The following is a 19,156-nucleotide window of genomic DNA, read 5'->3' as shown; positions in this document are numbered from 1 at the left end:
AAGCTAAGCCTCACAGCGCCGATGGTACTGCAGGGGGGACCCTGTGGGAGAGTAGGACGCCGCCGAACAATCATTCAAGAAAGCCCCCGCCGGGTAACCGGCGGGGGCTTTCTGCATTTCCGGGCAGGAAACCCTAGAGCACCAGCTTGAAGCCCACGTGCGAGGCCGAGAAGCCGAGCCGCTCGTAGAACCGGTGCGCGTCCGTCCGGGTGGCGTCGGAGGTGAGTTGGACGAGTTCGGCCCCGAGGGTGCGCGACTGCTCGACGGCCCACTCGATCAGGGTGGTGCCGAGGCCGCTGCCCCGGGCGTCGGCGTGGATGCGGACCGCCTCGATGAGCGTGCGGGTGGCGCCCCTGCGGGAGAGGCCGGGGATGACGGTGAGCTGGAGGGTGCCGATGACCCGATCGGTGCCGGGGGCGACGGCGACCACCAGGTGCTGGTGCGGGTCGCCGGCGATCCGGCGGTAGGCGGTGAGGTAGGGCGTCAGGTCGTCGGGGGATTCGCGGGCGGCGCCGAGGGGGTCGTCGGCGAGCATGGCCACCATGGCGGGGAGGTCGGCCTCGTGGGCCGGACGGATCGTCAGCTTGTCGTTCATGATCGGGACGATAGGGCACATCCGGTACGTACTGTCACCGGGAGGCGGTACGGTGCGTAGCGCACGGTCACCGATCCGAGGGGGCAGCCTGATGGGGACCCGGCCCAGTCAGCCCGCGCAGTCGTCGGAGCGTCAGCTCGCCCAGGTGGAGGGCGTGTTGGAGCGGATCACGTACGCGAACGAGGAGACCGGGTACACGGTGGCCCGGGTGGACACCGGGCGGGGGCAGCACGACCTGCTGACGGTGGTGGGGGCCTTGCTGGGGGCGCAGCCGGGGGAGTCGCTGCGGATGTTCGGGCGGTGGGGCTCGCACCCGCAGTACGGGCGGCAGTTCATGGTGGAGAACTACACCACGGTGCTGCCGGCCACGGTCCAGGGCATCCAGCGGTACCTGGGGTCGGGGCTGATCAAGGGGATCGGGCCGCGCTTCGCTGAGCGGATCGTCGCGGCCTTCGGGGTGGAGACCCTGGAGGTGATCGAGAACGAGCCGAAGCGGCTGATCGAGGTGCCGGGGCTGGGGCCCAAGCGCACCAAGATGATCGCGGCGGCTTGGGAGGAGCAGAAGGCCATCAAGGAGGTGATGGTCTTCCTGCAGACGGTGGGCGTGTCGACCTCCCTCGCGGTGCGGATCTACAAGCAGTACGGGGACGCGTCCAACGAGGTGGTGCAGAAGGAGCCGTACCGGCTGGCCTCGGACGTCTGGGGCATCGGCTTCCTGACGGCGGACCGGATCGCGCAGGCGGTCGGGATCCCGCACGACAGCCCGGAGCGGGTGAAGGCGGGCCTGCAGTACGCGCTCTCGCAGAGCAGCGACCAGGGGCACTGCTACCTCCCCGAGGAGCGGCTGATCTCGGACGGGGTGAAGCTGCTGCAGGTGGACGTGGGGCTGGTGATCGACTGCCTGGCGGAGCTGGTGGCGGCCGAGGGGGTGGTGCGGGAGCAGGTGCCGGGGGCGGCGGGGGAGCCGGTGACGGCGGTGTACCTGGTGCCGTTCCACCGGGCCGAGGTGTCGCTGGCGAACCAGCTGCGGCGGCTGCTGACGGCCGACGTGGACCGTCTGGCGGCCTTCCGGGGGGTGGACTGGCCGGCGGCGCTGGGCTGGCTGGCGGAGCGGACGGGGGCCGAGCTGGCGCCGGAGCAGCGGGATTCGGTGAAGCTGGCGCTGACCGAGAAGGTGGCGGTGCTGACCGGCGGGCCGGGCTGCGGGAAGTCGTTCACGGTGCGGTCGATCGTGATGCTGGCGCTGGCCAAGCGGGCGAAGGTGGTGCTGGCCGCGCCGACCGGCCGGGCGGCGAAGCGGCTGGCGGAGCTGACGGGGGCCGAGGCGTCCACCGTGCACCGGCTGCTGGAGCTGCGGCCGGGGGGTGACGCGGCGTACGACCGGGACCGGCCGTTGGACGCGGACCTGGTGGTGGTGGACGAGGCCTCGATGCTGGACCTGATCCTGGCGAACAAGCTGGTGAAGGCGGTGGCGCCGGGCGCGCACCTGCTGCTGGTGGGGGACGTGGATCAGCTGCCCTCGGTGGGCGCGGGGGAGGTGCTGCGGGACCTGCTGGCGCCGGCGAGCCCGGTGCCCTCGGTGCGGCTGACCAGGATCTTCCGGCAGGCCCAGCAGTCCGGTGTGGTGACCAACGCGCACCGGATCAACGAGGGGCTCCCGCCGATCACCGACGGTCTGCCGGACTTCTTCCTGTTCGCCGAGGAGGACTCGGAGGCCGCGGCCGGTCTGACGGTGGACGTGGTGGCCCGGCGGATCCCGCAGAGGTTCGGGTTGGACGCCCGGCGGGACGTCCAGGTGCTGGCGCCGATGCACCGGGGGCCGGCCGGCGCGGGTGCGTTGAACACCTTGCTCCAGGCGGCCGTCACTCCTGCGAGGGACGGTCTGCCGGAGCGCCGTTTCGGCGGGCGGACCTTTCGGGTGGGGGACAAGGTCACCCAGATCCGCAACAACTACGAGAAGGGCCGCAACGGCGTCTTCAACGGCACGGTGGGTGTGGTGACGGAGCTCAGCGTCGAGGAGCAGCGGCTGACGGTGCGCACCGATGAGGACGAGGAGGTGCCGTACGAGTTCACCGAGCTCGACGAGCTGGCCCACGCCTACGCCGTGACGATCCACCGCTCGCAGGGCAGTGAGTACCCGGCGGTGGTGATTCCGGTCACCACGTCGGCCTGGACCATGCTCCAGCGGAACCTGCTCTACACGGCCGTGACGCGTGCGAAGAAACTGGTGGTGCTGGTCGGTTCACGCAGAGCGATAGCGCAGGCGGTCCGGGCGGTCAGCGCAGGTCGGAGGCACTCGGCGCTGGACCACCGGCTGGCGGTCGGCTGATCGACGGGGCGCCCGGACCTGATGGGTTGTCTTGACGTGAAGAGATTTACGGCGGAACCTAGTCTGTGCCGATCTTGTCCGGTTCATACCGGCTGCGGCGACAGCTTTTGTAGGTGCAGGGTCTTTCCGGCCCACCCCGGGTGCACGGTGATCGGCCCGATGGTGGATCGTAGAGTCAGTCAGGGCACCTTGGATGAGAATTCATTTCGTCGGTGAGGAAGACGTGAGCGACAACTCGGTAGTACTGCGGTACCAGGACGGCGAGTACGAGTACCCCGTCGTCGAGAGCACTGCGGGCAACGCCGGCTTCGACATCTCGAAGCTGCTCCCGCAGACCGGCCTGGTCACCCTGGACAACGGCTTCGGCAACACCGCCGCCTACAAGTCCGCGATCACTTTCGTGGACGGTGACAACGGCATCCTGCGCTACCGCGGCTACCCGATCGAGCAGCTGGCCGAGCAGGGCAGCTTCATCGAGACCGCGTACCTGCTGATCAACGGTGAGCTCCCGACCGCCGACCAGCTGGCGGAGTTCGGCAACGAGATCACCCAGCACACCCTGCTGCACGAGGACGTCAAGCGGTTCTACCAGGGCTTCCCCCGGGACGCCCACCCGATGGCCATGCTGTCGTCGGTGGTCGGCGCGCTGTCCACCTTCTACCAGGACAGCCACAACCCGTTCGACGCCGGCCAGCGCCACCTGTCGACCGTCCGGCTGCTCGCCAAGCTCCCGACCATCGCCGCGTACGCGTACAAGAAGTCGGTCGGCCAGCCGTTCGTCTACCCGCGCAACGACCTGAGCTACGTGGAGAACTTCCTCCGGATGACCTTCGCGGTCCCCGCCGAGGACTACGAGATCAACCCGGTCATCGTCAACGCGCTGGACAAGCTGCTGATCCTGCACGCGGACCACGAGCAGAACTGCTCGACCTCCACGGTCCGCCTGGTGGGCTCCAGCCACGCCAACCAGTTCGCCTCCATCTCGGCGGGCATCTCGGCGCTCTGGGGCCCGCTGCACGGCGGCGCCAACCAGGCGGTGCTGGAGATGCTGGAGGAGATCCAGAAGACCGGCGGCGACGTCGACACCTTCATCCGCAAGGTGAAGAACCGCGAGGACGGCGTGAAGCTCATGGGCTTCGGTCACCGCGTGTACAAGGCGTTCGACCCGCGTGCCGCCCAGGTCAAGATCCTGGCGCACGAGGTGCTCGGCCAGCTCGGCAAGTCCGACGAGCTGCTGGAGATCGCGCTCAAGCTGGAGGAGCACGCGCTCAAGGACGACTTCTTCGTCTCGCGCAAGCTCTACCCGAACGTGGACTTCTACACCGGCCTGATCTACCGCGCCATGGGCTTCCCGACCAGCATGTTCACCGTGCTGTTCGCCCTCGGCCGGCTGCCGGGCTGGATCGCCCACTGGCACGAGATGATCAACGACCCGGGCAGCCGCATCGGCCGTCCGCGGCAGATCTACACCGGCGTCGAGATCCGCGACTACGTGGAGCTCGGGGACCGCTGAGGCACCCGTTGACGCGGAAGGGCCCGGCTGCCACTGGCAGCCGGGCCCTTCCGCGTTCCCGCGGCGCACGACGCCCGGGAGGCGGTCCCTGGTGACCCGGAACGGCCGCTCAAAGCGTTCCGGGTCCGTTACCGCTCCCCGGCGTCGTGCGCGAAGGCCGCCGAAACGGTTCGGCAGCCGTACCGGGGCCCGCCGGAGCCCCGCCACGACGGCCGGAGCCGTCGTACTACAAAGGTAAGACGTGTCGGGGGTCGCAAAGTTACGGGGGAGGGGTGTGAGTTGGCTCTCTCCACGCTCCGTACATGGCCGGTACACGGCACATACCACACCATCTCAGACGCGCTACGTCACCCTCCCCGCAGTCGCCGCAACCGAGCGTGATAGGAATCGACCCATTCCGGGACGGACCGCCGCGCCCTCAGCTGCGGTGGCCGGAGCAGGGAGGGAGTGCGCAGATGGCCAGGAACGTCGTCGTCACCGGCGGTGGCACCGGCATCGGGTACGAGGTGGCCCGCCGCTTCGCCGAGGCGGGCGAGCGGGTGGTGATCGTCGGCCGCCGCCGGGAGGTCCTGGAGAGAGCCGCTTCCGACCTCGGCCCGAACGTCTCCCCGTTGGTCTGCGACCTGGCGGACCCGGACGCGGTCGAGGTGGCGCTGGACGCGCTGCCGGCCCAGGTGGACGTGCTGGTGAACAACGCCGGCAGCCGGGAGACCGTGATCGGCGCCGGCCCGCACGCGCTGCTGGCCCGCTGGCGCGGGGACTTCGAGCGCAACGTGCTCACCGTGGTGCTGCTCACCGAATCGCTCCGGGACCGGCTCACCCAGGGCAGCGGCCGGGTGGTGACGGTCAGCTCGATCGCCGCCCTGCGCGGGGCCGGCTCGTACGGGGCCGCCAAGGCCTCGCTGCACGCCTGGAACCACTTCCTGGCCGCCCAGCTCGGCACCTCCGGCATCACGGCCAACATCGTGGCCCCGGGCACCGTCTCGGGCACCGAGTTCTTCGGCCCCCGGCTGGACGAGGCCGAGGTCTCCCGGCGGGCGGCCCGCACCCTGCTGGGGCGGATCGGGGAGTCCGGCGAGGTGGCGGCGGCGGTCTACTTCCTGGCCTCGCCGGAGGCGGGCTTCATCACCGGCGAGATCCTGCACTGCAACGGCGGGGAGCTGCTCGGCCGCTGACCCGCCGTCAGGCCGGCGTGCCGGTCGGGGTGTCCGGCCGGTGGCCGCCGGGTGAACGCCCGGACGATCCGGCCCGCGCCCGGCCGACGGCTGGCACCATGTCGGCCATGAGGGGGACCGGCACGGTCGAGGAGCCCCGGCTGACGGTGCTTCGGCACCGGCCCGGGGCGGGGAGGCGCCGGAGGTCCGTGGCGCTGCTGGCGGGGCTGCTGGCCTTGCTGCTGACCGGCACCGGCGTGCTGGCGGCGCACGGCCAACTGCTGCTGCCGTTCGGCACGGTGACGGTGCTCAAGGGGCGGATGGGCTCCAAGTCGGAGTTCTTCGAGGACGACGAGGTGCGCCGGATCCTGCTGCGCCACCGCATCCGGCTGGAGATCACCAACGCCGGCTCGCGCGAGCTGGCGACCGAGGACGTCTCCCCGTACGACTTCGTGGTCACCTCGGGGCAGCCGACCGGCCAGATGATCACCGAGGGCCGCGGCGACCGGGGCGAGCACTCCTACGTGAAGCACCCGTTCGTCAGCCCGCTGGTGCTCGCCACCTACCGCTCCTACGCCCGCGCGCTGGAGCGGGCCCAGGTGGCCACGCCGCAGCAGGACGGCGGCTCGCCGACGCTCTACTACCACCTCGACCTGGCCGGGCTGCTCCGGCGGATCTCCGAGCGGGAGACCTGGAACGACCTGGACGTGCGCGCGTACGGACCGGCCAACGGCAACGCCGTCGCCGTGCACACCTCGGACGTGTGCCACTCCAACTCGGCGGGCACCTTCCTCGCCCAGGTCGCCTTCACGCTGAACGGCAACGCCCGGCCCGAGACCGTCGCGGACGCCGACCGGCTCGCCGCCGTGGCCGGGCCGCTGCTGGCCGCCCAGGGCATGCCGGGCGTGGACGTGTTCCGCCCCTACAGCACCGAGGAGGGGCGGGCGATCGCCCCGGTGGTCGCGGTCTACGAGCACCAGTACCTGGCGTACCAGCTGAAGTACAAGGCGGTCACCGGGCATCCGGACGGCGAGCGGGTGCTGCTCTACCCGTCGAACCAGTTCATGACCCGGCCCCAGGTCATCTCGCTCCGCGACCGGGCCGATCCGCTGGTCGACCTGGTGGCCGGCGATCCGGGGCTGCGCGCCCGGGCGATCGCGCTCGGCCTCCGGCCGCCGACCGGGCCGGGCGACCGGGGCCTGAACGGGTACCTGGCCGACCAGGGCCTGCCGGTGCCGGCGCCCGCCCCGGACGACACCCGCACCACCATGCCGGAGCTGCCGGTGCTGGAACGCCTGATCTCCGCCGCCGGCGGCTGCCCGCCGGTGCCCCCGCCCGCCCCCTGAGCCGAGGAGGCCCGCGCCGTGTTCAGCGAGATGTGGTCCGACGTCTGGTGGCCGTGGTCGCTGCTCTGGCTGCTGACCGCCGCGAGCCTGCTCGCCCTGCCGGTGGCCGGCGGCCTGGAGCTGCGCCGCCGCCGGCGGCGCAGCGGACTGGACCTGACCGCCCGGATCTGCGTCTACCTCGACCACGAGGCGGTGATGAACCTCTACCGGGTGGGCCGCTACACGGAGGCGCTCACCCAGCAGGTGGAGGAGCGGACCAGCGGCGGCCGGCGGTTCGGGGCGGACGCCCCGCTGCCGCTCGGGGCGGTGCTCTCGGCGGGCCTGGAGCGCGGCGAGGAGCGGGTGCGCAGCTACGTGCGGGAGCAGCGCCCGATGGACGTGATCGGGGTCCTGGTGGAGGCCCTGGAGCGGGTCGACGGCATCGTGCACGCGGACCTCGGCGGGCTGAGCGTCCGTGAGAACCCGGCGCTGGTACGGTCGTTCGCCCCGGCGGGCCGGTGGTTCGGCAAGGGGCCGGCCGAGGTGCGGCTGAGCGAGGTCGACGCGTACGTGCTGCTGCGGGGCACCTTCCGGATGGTCGATCCGGTGCCCGTGCCCGGTGGCTCCACGGTCTTCCTGGCCTCCTACGGCCCGGTCGCGGAGCCCTGGCCGGCGGCGGTGGTCCGGGTCGGCTGCGCCACGGCCGGGCTCAGCGGCGATCCGGACCACCACCGCACCTTCACCGGGTACTGCCTGGGGATGGTGAAGGAGTGGAACGGCGCGGCCGGGGTGCTGGAGGTCCGCGCCGTGGCGATCTTCGACTAGCCGTCCTGGCCCTGGCCGGCCGCGGGGGTGAAGCGGCGCAGCCGGAGGCTGTTGGTGACCACGAAGACCGAGGAGAAGGCCATGGTGGCGCCGGCCACCACCGGGTTGAGGAGTCCGGTGGCGGCGAGGGGGATGGCGGCGGTGTTGTAGGCGAAGGCCCAGAAGAGGTTGCCCTTGATGGTGGCGAGGGTGCGGCGGGAGAGGCGGATGGCGTCGGCGGCGGTGCGCAGGTCGCCGCGGACGAGGGTGAGGTCGGCGGCTTCGATGGCGGCGTCGGTGCCGGTGCCCATGGCGAGGCCGAGGTCGGCCTGGGCGAGGGCGGCGGCGTCGTTGACCCCGTCGCCGACCATGGCGACGCTGTGGCCTTCGGCCTGGAGGCGCTGGATGGTGGTGACCTTGTCCTCGGGGAGGACCTCGGCGATCACGTCCTCGGGTGCGATGCCGACCTCGGCGGCCACCGCGAGGGCGGCGGCGGTGTTGTCGCCGGTGAGCAGGACGGGGCGCAGGCCCAGGGCGCGCAGGCGGGTGACGGCTTCGGCGCTGGTGGGCTTCACCGCGTCGGCGACCACCAGGACGGCCCGGGCGCGGCCGTCCCAGCCGACGGCGATCGCGGTGCGTCCGGCCGCCTCGGCGGCCGTCTTCGCCTTGACCAGCGCCGGGGGCAGGTGCTGCGCCCGGTCGGCCAGCAGCGCCTCCCGGCCGGCCACCACCTTGTGGCCGTCCACCACACCCTGCACCCCGAGGCCGGGCAGGTTCTCGAAGCCCTCGACGGTGGGCAGGGCGCCGAGCCGTTCGGTGGCGGCGGACGCGATCGCGGTGGCGATCGGGTGCTCGGAGGCGTGCTCCAGGGCGCCGGCGAGGCGCAGCGTCTCGTCCTCCGACACGCAGTCGGCGGTGTGCACGGTGAGCAGGGTCATCCGGCCGGTGGTCACGGTGCCGGTCTTGTCGAGCACGACGGTGTCGACCGAGCGGGTGGTCTCCAGTACCTCGGGGCCCTTGATCAGGATGCCGAGCTGGGCGCCGCGTCCGGTGCCGACCATCAGGGCGGTCGGGGTGGCGAGGCCGAGGGCGCAGGGGCAGGCGATGATCAGCACCGCCACGGCGGCCGTGAACGCCTCGGTGGGGCTCTCGCTGACGAGCAGCCAGGTGACCAGGGTGGCCAGCGCGATCAGGATGACGACGGGGACGAAGACGGCGGAGATCCGGTCGGCGAGGCGTTGGGCGGCGGCCTTGCCGTTCTGTGCGTCCTCGACCAGCTTGGCCATCCGGGCGAGTTGGGTGTCGGCGCCGACCCGGGTGGCCTCGACCACCAGGCGGCCGCCGGCGTTGACGGTGGCGCCGGTGACGGTGTCGCCGATGCCGACCTCGACGGGGACGGACTCGCCGGTGAGCATCGAGGCGTCCACGGCGGAGGAGCCCTCGACCACGGTGCCGTCGGTGGCGATCTTCTCCCCGGGCCGGACCACGAAGCGGGTGCCGACGGTGAGCTGACCCACCGGCAGCCGGACCTCCCGGCCGTCCCGGAGCACCGCGACGTCCTTGGCGCCGAGGTCCAGCAGGGCGTGCAGGGCGGCGCCGGCCCGGCGCTTGGAGCGGGCCTCCAGCCAGCGGCCGAGCAGGATCAGCGTGGTGACCCCGGCGGCCGTCTCCAGGTAGAGGGCTGACGAGGCGTCACCGCCGCCGATCGCCAGGGAGAACTCGTGCTGCATGCCGGTCATCCCGGCGTGGCCCCAGAACAGGGCCCAGACCGACCAGCCGAAGGCCGCCAGGGTGCCGAGCGAGACCAGGGTGTCCATGGTCGCGGCGCCGTGCCGGAGGTTGGTCCAGGCGGCCCGGTGGAAGGGCAGTCCGCCGTACACCACGACCGGGCCGGTGAGGGCGAAGGCCAGCCACTGCCAGTTGTCGAACTGGAGCGCCGGGACCATCGAGAGCAGCACCACCGGGATCGAGAGCGCGGCGCTGACCAGCAGGCGCTCCCGGAGCGGATCGGGGGCGGCGGCGGGCTCGTCCGGGGTCTCGGCGACGGGCGGGGCGGGCAGCTCGGCGGTGTAGCCGGTGCGCTCCACGGTGGCGATCAGGTCGGCCACGCTCACCTCGGGGGCGAAGTCCACCTGGGCCTTCTCGGTGGCGTAGTTGACGGTGGCCCGGACCCCGTCCATCCGGTTGAGCTTCTTCTCGATCCGGGCCGCGCAGGAGGCGCAGGTCATCCCGCCGATGGCGAGTTCCACCCGGTCGTGGACGGCGTCGGACCCTATGCCCGGTGTGGTGGTGCTCATGGCTGGCTGCGTCTCCTCGGGAGGGCTCCCGGGGGCCGCTGGGCGGCCCCCGGCGGGTGGGGGCTCAGGCCGCGCGGCCGGTCAGCTCGTAGCCGGCCTCGTCCACGGCCGCGCGCAGCTGCTCCTCGTCCAGGGGGGTGGCGGAGGAGACCGTCACGGTGCCGGCCTTGGCGTCGGCGGAGACCTCGGTGACGCCGGGCAGGGCGGAGACCTCCTCGTTGACCGACTTCTCGCAGTGGCCGCAGGTCATGCCGGAGACGGAGTAGGTGACGGTGCTGGACATGGGGGCCTCCGATGGGCTCGCGCTGGTCTTGGTCGGTACCACTGGGACAACACCATACCCCCAGGGGGTATTCCCCGCATCGGGCGCCGGGCGGTTGTCCGTGTTGCGGCCGTCACGCTCGCCAGCAGAGGGTAACCGTGCGGAAACGGTACGTCCGCATCCGCTCGCGGGACGCGCGGCCGGGACGCCGGACGGGCGGCTCCGGGAGTCTCCCGGAGCCGCCCGTCGGTGCGGGTGCCGCGTGTCAGGTGGCCGGTGCGGCGGCCCGGTTCTCCCGGACCAGCGAGCGGAGCCAGGCCAGGCCGCCCAGCGAGATCAGGATCAGGCCGAGGGTGTTGTAGAGGGTGTAGAGGTGCACCTGCTGCTCGGTGGGGGTGGGCATGTAGCCGAGCTCGAACAGCGAGCGCTGGAAGTCGCTGGTGGTGGTGCGGGCCACCAGCCAGACCGCGATGCCGCTCATGCTGTCCCAGAGCGCGTGCAGCAGCGAGACGCCCAGGTAGGTGGCGATCACCGGGGCGTTGAACCGGAAGTGCAGGCCGCGCCGCTCGCGGAACAGCACCCCGCCCATGATCCCGGTCCACAGGATGTGGCCGACCGGGGCCAGCACGCTGCGCAGGATCTCGGTCTCCACCAGGTCCTTGAGCGAGAGGCCCTCGATGGTGAGCACCGCGTTGAAGGCGTAGCCCGCGCTCTCGAAGGCTGCGAAGCCGGCGCCCACCGTGGCGCCCAGCACCAGGCCGTGCCGCAGCCCGCTGACCGGGATCCGGCGGGCCACCAGGACCAGGGCGCCCAGCTTCACCGCCTCCTCGATCAGGCCCACGCCGAGGTACATCCAGAGCGAGGGGGAGAGCAGGTAGGTCTCCAGCACCGACGCGCCGAGCACCCCGATGATGCCGCCGATGCCGAAGCAGGCGACGATCCGCTCCAGGCCGACGTCGTCCGCGTAGCGCTCGTAGGCCCAGACCACGAAGGTGGCCGGCACCAGGAAGCTGCCGAGCAGGACGATGGTCGGCACCAGGTTGCTGTTGTCGGTGAAGAAGGTGACCACGACGGTGGCCGCCCAGAGGGCCAGGCCGGTGAGGAAGAGCTTGAGCCAGTAGGTCGGCCTGACTGCGGCGGCCGTGGGCGTCGTGCGGCCGTGGTCGGACATCGGCGAGGACCCTTCCCTCGGTGGCGGGGTGAGTGGGTGTCAGCTGTCCGAACAGTATGACAAAAGGGTCATTTCGGTCAGGATTGTGGCAGTGACGCGCGGGCGGTGGGTGATTTCTCCGCTATGTTCGGTATGTGTCCCGGTTCGCCCGCGCTCAGTCGCCCACGGTGCCCAAGGCCGCCGGGCTCTCACCCGCCCGGCGTGAGCGGGCCCTGCTCGCCACCGACCTTCAGGACCTCTCCCGGCGGCGCCGCGCCACGCCCGCGCTGGGCGCCCTGCTGCTGGTCGTGCTGGCCGACCTGGTCACCGGTCGGGACAGCTACCTCGCCCCGCTGATGGTGGTGGTGCCCTCGCTGGCCGCGCTCACCCTGCGGCCGGTGGAGCTGCTGGTGGTCTGCCTGCTGGGCTTCGTGGCCCTGATCGGCCTCGGGCACTTCGACCAGGTGGCCGATCTGAACAACGGTCAGTTCCTGTTCGGTGCGGTGGTCAGCTACCTGGTGCTCTCGGTCTTCAGCGCCTGGGTGGCCCGGATCAGGATGCGGCGGGCGGCCGCCTTCGCGGCGGTGTCCTCCGTCGCCGAGGCGGCCCAGCGCGCGCTGCTGCGCCCGCCCGGACCGGCCGTCGGCCCGCTGCGGCTGGCCGTCCGGTACGCCTCGGCGGCGGACTCGGCCCGGATCGGCGGTGACCTCTACTCGGTGCTGGAGACCCCGAACGGGACCCGGGTGCTGGTCGGCGACGTCCGGGGGAAGGGGCTGGGGGCGGTGCAGACGGCGGCCGTGGTGCTCGGCGCGTTCCGCGAGGCGGCCTACGACGAGAGCGGGCTGACGGCGGTGGCGGCCCGGGTGGAGGTCAGCGTCGAGCGGCACGTGCCGGACGGCGAGTTCACCACGGCGCTGTTCGCGGAGTGCCGGCGGCCCGGGACGGTGGAGCTGGTGCACTACGGGCACGTGCCGCCGATCGTGGTCTCCCGGGACGGGAGCGTGACGGTGCTGGAGGCCGCCGATCCGTGGGTGCCGCTCGGGCTGGGCGGGCTGGCGGCCGGGGAGCCGCAGAGCATGGAGGCGGGGTTCGGGGACGGGGACGTGCTGGTGCTGTGCACGGACGGGGTGGTGGAGGCCCGGCACGCGCGGACGGGGGAGTTCTACCCGCTGGCGGAGCGGGTGGGGCCGCTGGTGCGGGACGCCGCGCGCTCGGCGGCGGAGCTGGAGACGGCGGTGGGGCGGGTCTACGCGGACCTGCTGGCGCACACGGGCGGTGAGCTGGGGGACGACGCTCTGCTGCTGCTGGTCAGCCGTACGGACGGCTGACGGAGCGGCCCGGTGCCGTGGCGGTGAGCTGACGGCGCCACGTCGAGTCGCGGCGACCTGGCGGCGCCACGCCCGGTGGCACCGGCCCGTGCGCGCGGGGAACCGTGCGCGGGGTGCGGCGGCGGGCGTGACCGGCTGACGGTGCGTGAGGTGCGGGCGGGCCGCCTGCGGCAGGGCCTCGGGCCGGTCAGGCCGCGTCGGCGAGGGCGCGGAAGAGCAGGGCGGTGGAGGTGGCGCCGGGATCCTGGTGGCCGGTGCTGCGCGGGCCCAGGTAGGAGGCGCGGCCCTTGCGGGCCTGGAGCGGGACGGTGGCGAGGGCGCCCTGGGCGGCGGCCTCGGCCGCGGCGGCGTACGAGCCGGTGCTGCGGTAGGCGGCGACGGCCGGGGCCCAGGCGTCGACCATGGTCTTGTCGCCGGGAGCGGCACCACCGAGCTTCCGGAGCGCCGCGAGCGCCGCGTCCAGGGCGTCGGCGAAGGGCGAGCCGGCGGTGAGGGCGGCGCCCATCGCGCGCAGGGCCTTGCCGTAGAGCGGGCCGGAGGCGCCGCCGACCTTGGAGATGAGGGTGGTGCCGGCCGTGCCGAGGACCGCACCGGGGGAGTCCAGACCCTCGACGGCGGGGAGCACGGCGGCGAAGCCGCGCCGGAGGTTGGCGCCGTGGTCGCCGTCGCCGATGGCGGCGTCGAGCTCGGTGAGCTCCTTCTCGTGCTGCTCGACGGCGGTGGCGGCGGCGCGCAGCCAGGCCAGGGCCAGAACGGTGTCCACGGGCTGACGTCCTCTCAGGGGCGGTGCAGGGCGGGGGTGGAGGCGGGGGCGTCCCAGAGGTCGAGGAGCTCCGGGTCGGCCCTGGTGAGGGTGAGGGAGAAGCCGGCCATGTCGAGGCTGGTGACGTAGTTGCCGACCAGGCTGCGGGCGATGGTGACGCCGCGTTCGGCGAGGCGGTCGCGGACGGTGCCGAACAGGACGTAGAGCTCCAGCAGCGGGGTGGCGCCGAGGCCGTTCAGCAGGGCGATCACCTGGTCGCCGGGGACGAGGTGGTGGTCGGCGAGGACGGTGTCGACCACCTCGGTGGCGAGCACGGCGGCCGGGCGCAGCGGTGCGCGGCGGCGGCCCGGCTCGCCGTGGATGCCGACGCCGACCTCGATCTCGTCCTCGGGGAGGTCGAAGCCGGGCTTGCCGGCGGCCGGGGTGGTGGCGGCGGTCAGGGCGATGGCGAAGGAGCGGGAGGCGGCGTTCACCCGGGCACCGAGGGCGGCCACCGCGTCGAGCGGCGCGCCCCGTTCGGCGAGCGCCCCGGCGCACTTCTCGACCAGCACGGTGGCGCCGGTGCCGCGCCGCCCGGCCGTCCAGGTGGAGTCCTCGACCGCGACGTCGTCGTTCACCAGCACGGTGCGGACCTCGATGCCCTCCTCGGCGGCGAGTTCGGCGGCCAGCTCGAAGTTGAGCACGTCGCCGGTGTAGTTCTTCACCACGAAGAGCACGCCCGCGCCGCTGTGCACGGACCGGGCAGCGGCCAGCAGTTGGTCCGGCACGGGGGAGGTGAAGACCTCGCCTGGGCAGGCCGCGTCCAGCATGCCGGGGCCGACGAAGCCGCCGTGGAGCGGCTCGTGCCCGGAGCCGCCGCCGGAGACCAGGGCGACCTTGGGGACGGCCGGCCGGGCGGAGCGGCGGATCACCCGCTGCTCCCGGTCCACCGTCAGCTCCGGGTGGGCGGCGGCGAATCCGGCCAGGGCGTCGGCGAGCACGTCCTCCGGGGCGTTGATCAGCTTCTTCACCGGTGGTCCTCCCTCGAACGGGTGCTGCGGCCGACGGTACGCCAACCGGGCCGGCCGGGCGGGGAGATCCGACACGCTCGGCGCGATCCGGTCGTCTGGGCAGCCGGGGGACCCGCCGCTAGGGTCGGGGGATGGGCAACCACGTGGGCATCGTCCTGGTCTCGCACAGCCCCGGCCTGGCCGCCGGGCTCGGTGACCTGCTGGCCGAACTGGGCTCCGGGCAGGTGGCGGTACGGCTGGCGGCGGGCACCGAGGACGGCGGGCTGGGCACCAGCTATGACCTGATCGTGCGGGAGGTGGCGGCGGCCTGGAGCCCGGCGGGGGTGGTGGTGCTGGCCGATCTCGGCAGCTCGGTGCTGACCACGGCCGCGGCGCTGGAGGACCATCCGAAGCCGGGGGTGCGGCTGGTGGACGCGCCGTTCGTGGAGGGTGCGGTGGCCGCCGTGGTCACCGCTTCCACCGGGGCGTGCCTGGCCGAGGTGGTGGCGGCGGCCGAGGACGCCCGGGGCTTCCGCAAGCTCTGACGGACCGTCGGGCGGGCGCCGTCCGTCGGGCGGGCGGCGGCGGCCCGGGGCGGCGGGGGTGGGGGCGGTGCGGAGACCCGGCGACGGGCTGCCACGATGGCCGCCCTCGGGCAGGAGCCTCCGGGCGTGCCCGTCCGCGCGGTGGACCCGGCCCCCGGCCGTGATCCACCGTCAGGAAGGCCCGGCCCTACTTGGCGTCGGCGTAGCTGTCCACCACGGCGGTGGAGAGCGGGAAGCGCACCGGGGTGTCGCCGAAGACCAGCCGCCTGGCCTCCTCCGCGCTCTCCTCCACGGCGGTGGCCACCGCGTCCGCCAGGTCGGTCGGGGTGTGCACCATCACCTCGTCGTGCTGGAAGAACACCAGGTGCGGCCGGTCCGGCCCGGCCGCCAGGCCGGCCAGCCGGCGGCGCAGCGCGGCGAGCAGGGCCAGCGCCCAGTCCGCCCCGCTGGCCTGGATCACGAAGTTGCGGGTGAACCGCCCCCGGGCCCGGGCCGAACGGCCGCCGGCCTCCCCGGCGGTGTCCGGGGCCTCGGTGAGGTCGAGCCAGTCCGCCGAGGGCGGCGGGCAGGTGCGGCCCAGCCGGGAGCGGACGATGCCGCCCTCCTCGCCGGTCCGGGCGGCCGACTCGACGTAGCCCATCGCGGCGGGGTAGCGGCGGCGCAGGGTGGCCAGCAGCGGGCCGATGTCGCCGCTGGTCTGGCCGTACATCGCGCCGAGCAGGCCGAGCTTGGCCTTCTCCCGGTCGCCCTGGAAGGCGGTGGCGGCCAGTGCGGTGTAGAGGTCGCCGCCGGCCGCGCTGCGGGCCAGCCCGGCGTCCTCGGAGAGCGCGGCCAGCACCCGGGGCTCCAGCTGGGCGGCGTCCGCCACCACCAGCGACCAGCCCGGGTCGGCCACCACCGAGCCGCGCAGCACCCGGGGGATCTGCAGCGCCCCGCCGCCCCGGCTGGCCCACCTCCCGGAGACCACCCCGCCGACCACGTACTCGGGCCGGAACCGGCCGCCGCGCGCCCAGGTGTCCTGCCAGGCCCAGCCGTGCGCGGCGTGGATCCGGGACAGCTCCTTGTACCGGATCAGCAGCGGTGCGGCCGGGTGGTCGACGGCGCGCACCTCCCAACTGCGGGTCGAGGTCAGCCGGATGCCCTGGTCGGCGAAGGCCTTGAGCACCTGGGTGTGCGAGTCCGGGTTGAACGGGCGCCCGCCGAGCGCGCGCTGGAGCTCGACGGCCAGGTCGGCCAGCAGCTTGGGCTGGGTGCCGGGGACGTGCGGGCGGGGGCCGAGCAGGTCGGTGAGCAGCCGGTCGTGCAGGTCGGCCCGCCAGGGCAGGCCGTCGTGCGCCATCTCGGCCGCCAGCAGGCCGCCGGCCGACTCGGCGGCCACCAGCAGCCGGAACCGGCCCGGGTGCTCGGTCTCGGCGATCCGGCGCAGCTGGTCGGCGTGCACGGCCACCACGGCGGCCAGCGGGTCGGTGCCGGGCGGGAGTTGGAGGCGGTCGGGGGCGAACAGGCTGTCCTGCTCCTCGCCGCCGCCGGCCTCGGGGAGGTCGGCCGGAACGGGGGTGCCGTTGATCCGGGCCCAGGCCGCGCCGAGGCTGCGGGGCGCGCCCCAGCGGCCCTCGTGGCCGAGCAGCAGCGGCTCGACCAGGCGCAGGTCGTGACACCTCGCCAGGCGCTGCGGCAGCAGCGGCGCGTAGGCGCTCTCGGCCGAGGCGAACACCCAGCGGGGTGCCTCGGCGGCCTCCCGCTCGGCCACCGCCGCGGCGAGGTCGGCCACCCGCACCGGGCCGCCCACCGGGCGGCCGTCCTCGGCCAGCTCCTGCAGCCGCCCGCCGGGGCCGTGCTCGGCGGGCACCATCGCGATCCTCGCCACCACGACGGGCCTCCTCACACGGACCGGAACGGACTTCCGGTCCCGACGCTACCGCCCGCCACCGACAGCGCAGGTCAGGCGGGGGTCGTACGGTGTCGAGGCGGTCCGGGGCGCTCCGGGCCCGCCCCGGCCCCCCGGTGGCCGGTCCTGCTCCTCCGCCTGCCTGCGCCGCCCGGTCGGGCGATATGGTCGCGGGCATGACGGACAATCCCTTCTTCGCGCCGAGCACCCTGGCGTACGAACTGCCGCCCTTCGCCGAGATCCGGGAAGAGCACTACCTGCCCGCCTTCGAGCGCGGCATGGCGGACCAGCTCGCCGAGACGGCCGCCATCGCGGCCACCACCGAGCCGCCGAGCTTCGCCAACACGGTGGAGGCGATGGAGCGTTCGGGCGCGCTGCTGCGCCGGGTCCGGCTGGTCTTCGACAACAAGAACGCCTCCGACACCGACCCGGCGCTCCAGGAGCTGGACGCCGAGCTGAGCCCCCGGCTGGCCGCGCACCGGGACGCGATCCTGCTGGACCGGGCGCTGTTCGCGCGCTTCGACGCGCTGTACGAGCAGCGGGACGGCCTCGGCCTGGACCCGGAGTCGGTGCGGCTGCTGGAGCGTCACCACGCGCGCTTCGTCCGGGCCGGTGTCCGCCTCGACGAGGCGCAGCAGCAGCGGATGCGGGACCTGAACTCCCGCCTGGCGGCGGGGGAGTCGGCGTTCCGGCAGAACGTGTTCACCGGCACCCGGGCCAACGCGCTGGTGCTGGACGGCGCCGAGCAGCTGGCCGGGCTGGCCCCGGACGCGGTGGCGGCGGCCGCCGCCAACGGGCGGGCCCTGGGCCGGGACGGCACGTACGTGCTGAGCCTGAAGAACTTCTCCAACCAGTCGGAGCTGGCCGAGCTGACCGACCGTGCGGTGCGGGCCCGGCTGATGGCGGCCTCGCTGGACCGGGCGGTGGAGGCGAACGGCCCGCTGGCGGCCGAGCTGGCCGCGCTGCGGGCCGAGCGGGCGGCCCTGCTGGGCTACCCGAGCCATGCCGCGTACGTGGTGGCGGACGAGACGGCCGGCACCGTGGAGGCGGTGGAGGAGCTGTTCGCCAAGCTGATCCCGCCGGCCGTGGCGAACGCCCGCAAGGAGGCGGAGCAGCTGGCCGCGCACGCCGAACGGGCCGACGGGGTCACCGACTTCGGGGCGCACGACTGGCAGTTCTACGCGGAGAAGGTCCGGCAGGCCGAGTACCGGCTGGACAGCTCCGCGCTGCGCCCGTACTTCGAGCTGGAGCGGGTGCTGCGGGACGGCGTGTTCTTCGCCGCCAACCTGGCCTACGGGCTGACCTTCACCGAGCGGCCCGATCTGACGGCCTACCACCCGGACGCCCGGGTCTTCGAGGTGTTCGAGGCGGACGGCACCGGACTGGGCCTGTTCGTCGGGGACTTCTTCGCCCGCGAGTCCAAGGGCGGCGGCGCCTGGATGAACGAACTGGTGCAGCAGTCCGGGCTGCTGGACCAGCGGCCGGTGGTGGTGAACAACCTCAACATCGCCCACCCGGCCGACGGCGAGCCCGCCCTGCTCAGCTGGGACGAGGTGCGGACGCTGTTCCACGAGTTCGGCCACGCGCTGCACGGGCTGTTCTCGGCGGTGCGCTTCCCGTTCTTCGCGGGCACCGAGGTGCCGCGCGACTTCGTGGAGTTCCCCTCGCAGGTCAACGAGATGTGGATGACCCACCCCGAGGTGCTGGCCAACTACGCCCGGCACCACGAGAGCGGCGAGCCGCTGCCGGCCGAGCTGGTGGAGCGGATGGCCGCCACCGAGAAGTTCGGCTACGGCTTCCGGACGGTGGAGTACCTGGCGGCGGCGCTGCTGGACTGGGCCTGGCACACCCTGCCGGTCGGCGAAGCGGTGCCGGACGCGCGGGAGTTCGAGGCCGCCGCGCTGGCGAAGGCCGGGCTGGCCGAGCCGCTGATCCCGCCGCGCTACCGGACCACCTACTTCAGCCACGTGTTCTCGAACGACTACAGCGCCGGGTACTACGCCTACATCTGGTCCGAGGTGCTGGACGCCGACACCGTCCGCTGGTTCGGGGCGAACGGCCGCGGCGTCCGGGAGAGCGGCGAGACCTTCCGGGCCGAGCTGCTCTCCCGGGGCGGCAGCGTGGACGCGCTGACCTGCTTCGAGAACGTGGTGGGCCGGGCGCCGGAGCTGGCGCCGCTGCTGGCCCGCCGGGGGCTGGACGGCTGACCGCCCG

The 19,156-nt window shown here is 73.5% G+C and carries 15 protein-coding genes; 8 read left to right on the top strand and 7 right to left on the bottom strand.

Features of this window, described 5'->3' with window-relative positions; all coding sequences use genetic code 11:
* Positions 1-133: 133 nt before the first annotated feature.
* The gene (locus ACIRBX_RS38040) at positions 134-595 is read right to left on the bottom strand and encodes a GNAT family N-acetyltransferase (RefSeq protein ID WP_402304985.1); all 462 of its coding nucleotides are present in this window, start codon (positions 593-595) and stop codon (positions 134-136) included.
* A 91-nt stretch (positions 596-686) separates the two neighbouring features.
* Here ACIRBX_RS38040 and ACIRBX_RS38035 point away from each other — a divergent pair, with 91 nt between their 5' ends.
* From ACIRBX_RS38035 to ACIRBX_RS38015, 5 genes are all read left to right on the top strand, one after another.
* Positions 687-2,924 carry an ATP-dependent RecD-like DNA helicase gene (locus tag ACIRBX_RS38035; protein ID WP_402304983.1) on the top strand — a complete coding sequence of 746 codons (2,238 nt, stop codon included), beginning with the start codon at positions 687-689 and terminating at the stop codon, positions 2,922-2,924.
* Between the two features lie 223 nt (positions 2,925-3,147).
* On the top strand, positions 3,148-4,437 hold the full coding sequence (locus ACIRBX_RS38030; RefSeq protein WP_402304980.1) for a citrate synthase: 1,290 nt from the start codon (positions 3,148-3,150) through the stop codon (positions 4,435-4,437).
* 455 nt (positions 4,438-4,892) lie between these two features.
* A complete protein-coding gene (locus ACIRBX_RS38025) occupies positions 4,893-5,612 on the top strand; it encodes an SDR family NAD(P)-dependent oxidoreductase (RefSeq protein ID WP_402304977.1) in 720 nt (239 codons plus the stop codon).
* Positions 5,613-5,719: 107 nt separating this feature from the next.
* Positions 5,720-6,937 (top strand): hypothetical protein, encoded by a 1,218-nt coding sequence (locus ACIRBX_RS38020; protein ID WP_402304974.1) that lies wholly within the window; start codon positions 5,720-5,722, stop codon positions 6,935-6,937.
* A gap of 18 nt (positions 6,938-6,955) precedes the next feature.
* Positions 6,956-7,741: a hypothetical protein gene (locus ACIRBX_RS38015; protein WP_402304972.1), complete on the top strand. Its 786-nt coding sequence runs from the start codon at positions 6,956-6,958 to the stop codon at positions 7,739-7,741.
* Here ACIRBX_RS38015 and ACIRBX_RS38010 read toward each other — a convergent pair.
* The 3 genes from ACIRBX_RS38010 to ACIRBX_RS38000 all read right to left on the bottom strand — a co-directional run bounded on the left by ACIRBX_RS38010 (position 7,738) and on the right by ACIRBX_RS38000 (position 11,450).
* Positions 7,738-10,017: a heavy metal translocating P-type ATPase gene (locus tag ACIRBX_RS38010; RefSeq protein WP_402304970.1), complete on the bottom strand. Its 2,280-nt coding sequence runs from the start codon at positions 10,015-10,017 to the stop codon at positions 7,738-7,740. The two genes, ACIRBX_RS38015 and ACIRBX_RS38010, sit on opposite strands and share 4 nt — an antisense overlap.
* A 64-nt stretch (positions 10,018-10,081) precedes the next feature.
* The gene (locus tag ACIRBX_RS38005; protein ID WP_402304968.1) at positions 10,082-10,300 is read right to left on the bottom strand and encodes a heavy-metal-associated domain-containing protein; all 219 of its coding nucleotides are present in this window, start codon (positions 10,298-10,300) and stop codon (positions 10,082-10,084) included.
* Between the two features lie 244 nt (positions 10,301-10,544).
* Positions 10,545-11,450 carry a PrsW family intramembrane metalloprotease gene (locus tag ACIRBX_RS38000; RefSeq protein WP_402304966.1) on the bottom strand — a complete coding sequence of 302 codons (906 nt, stop codon included), beginning with the start codon at positions 11,448-11,450 and terminating at the stop codon, positions 10,545-10,547.
* 134 nt (positions 11,451-11,584) lie between these two features.
* Here ACIRBX_RS38000 and ACIRBX_RS37995 point away from each other — a divergent pair, with 134 nt between their 5' ends.
* Positions 11,585-12,757, top strand: a complete 1,173-nt coding sequence (locus ACIRBX_RS37995; protein ID WP_402304964.1) for a PP2C family protein-serine/threonine phosphatase — start codon at positions 11,585-11,587, stop codon at positions 12,755-12,757.
* Positions 12,758-12,944: 187 nt separating this feature from the next.
* Here the strand turns inward: ACIRBX_RS37995 and dhaL are convergent, their stop codons facing one another.
* Both dhaL and dhaK read right to left on the bottom strand, forming a co-directional pair.
* Complete coding sequence (gene dhaL, locus ACIRBX_RS37990) at positions 12,945-13,520, bottom strand: dihydroxyacetone kinase subunit DhaL (protein ID WP_402304961.1); 576 nt, start codon at positions 13,518-13,520, stop codon at positions 12,945-12,947.
* 14 nt (positions 13,521-13,534) lie between these two features.
* Positions 13,535-14,530, bottom strand: coding sequence for a dihydroxyacetone kinase subunit DhaK (gene dhaK / locus ACIRBX_RS37985; protein ID WP_402304958.1), 996 nt, complete (start codon positions 14,528-14,530; stop codon positions 13,535-13,537).
* A gap of 131 nt (positions 14,531-14,661) precedes the next feature.
* Between dhaK and dhaM the strand changes: the two genes are divergently transcribed.
* Positions 14,662-15,054, top strand: a complete 393-nt coding sequence (gene dhaM / locus ACIRBX_RS37980) for a dihydroxyacetone kinase phosphoryl donor subunit DhaM (protein WP_402304957.1) — start codon at positions 14,662-14,664, stop codon at positions 15,052-15,054.
* Positions 15,055-15,241: 187 nt separating this feature from the next.
* Here dhaM and ACIRBX_RS37975 read toward each other — a convergent pair whose 3' ends face one another.
* The gene (locus ACIRBX_RS37975) at positions 15,242-16,906 is read right to left on the bottom strand and encodes a bifunctional 3'-5' exonuclease/DNA polymerase (RefSeq protein WP_402305001.1); all 1,665 of its coding nucleotides are present in this window, start codon (positions 16,904-16,906) and stop codon (positions 15,242-15,244) included.
* A gap of 212 nt (positions 16,907-17,118) precedes the next feature.
* Here ACIRBX_RS37975 and ACIRBX_RS37970 point away from each other — a divergent pair, with 212 nt between their 5' ends.
* A complete protein-coding gene (locus ACIRBX_RS37970) occupies positions 17,119-19,149 on the top strand; it encodes a M3 family metallopeptidase (RefSeq protein WP_402304954.1) in 2,031 nt (676 codons plus the stop codon).
* Positions 19,150-19,156: the final 7 nt, after the last annotated feature.

It is taken from the genome of Kitasatospora sp. NPDC096147 (assembly GCF_044763225.1).
Classification (GTDB): domain Bacteria; phylum Actinomycetota; class Actinomycetes; order Streptomycetales; family Streptomycetaceae; genus Kitasatospora.
This window is presented reverse-complemented; position numbering and strand designations above follow the sequence as displayed.

Bases quoted from the DNA above. Each gene is read 5' to 3' on its own strand.
- ACIRBX_RS37970 (WP_402304954.1), top strand. From the start codon at position 17,119: ATGACGGACAATCCCTTCTTCGCGCCGAGCACCCTGGCGTACGAACTG.
- ACIRBX_RS38035 (WP_402304983.1), top strand. From the start codon at position 687: ATGGGGACCCGGCCCAGTCAGCCCGCGCAGTCGTCGGAGCGTCAGCTC.
- ACIRBX_RS38005 (WP_402304968.1), bottom strand. From the start codon at position 10,300: ATGTCCAGCACCGTCACCTACTCCGTCTCCGGCATGACCTGCGGCCAC.
- ACIRBX_RS38025 (WP_402304977.1), top strand. From the start codon at position 4,893: ATGGCCAGGAACGTCGTCGTCACCGGCGGTGGCACCGGCATCGGGTAC.
- ACIRBX_RS38020 (WP_402304974.1), top strand. From the start codon at position 5,720: ATGAGGGGGACCGGCACGGTCGAGGAGCCCCGGCTGACGGTGCTTCGG.
- ACIRBX_RS38010 (WP_402304970.1), bottom strand. From the start codon at position 10,017: ATGAGCACCACCACACCGGGCATAGGGTCCGACGCCGTCCACGACCGG.
- ACIRBX_RS38040 (WP_402304985.1), bottom strand. From the start codon at position 595: ATGAACGACAAGCTGACGATCCGTCCGGCCCACGAGGCCGACCTCCCC.
- ACIRBX_RS38000 (WP_402304966.1), bottom strand. From the start codon at position 11,450: ATGTCCGACCACGGCCGCACGACGCCCACGGCCGCCGCAGTCAGGCCG.
- ACIRBX_RS37975 (WP_402305001.1), bottom strand. From the start codon at position 16,906: ATGGTGCCCGCCGAGCACGGCCCCGGCGGGCGGCTGCAGGAGCTGGCC.
- dhaM (WP_402304957.1), top strand. From the start codon at position 14,662: ATGGGCAACCACGTGGGCATCGTCCTGGTCTCGCACAGCCCCGGCCTG.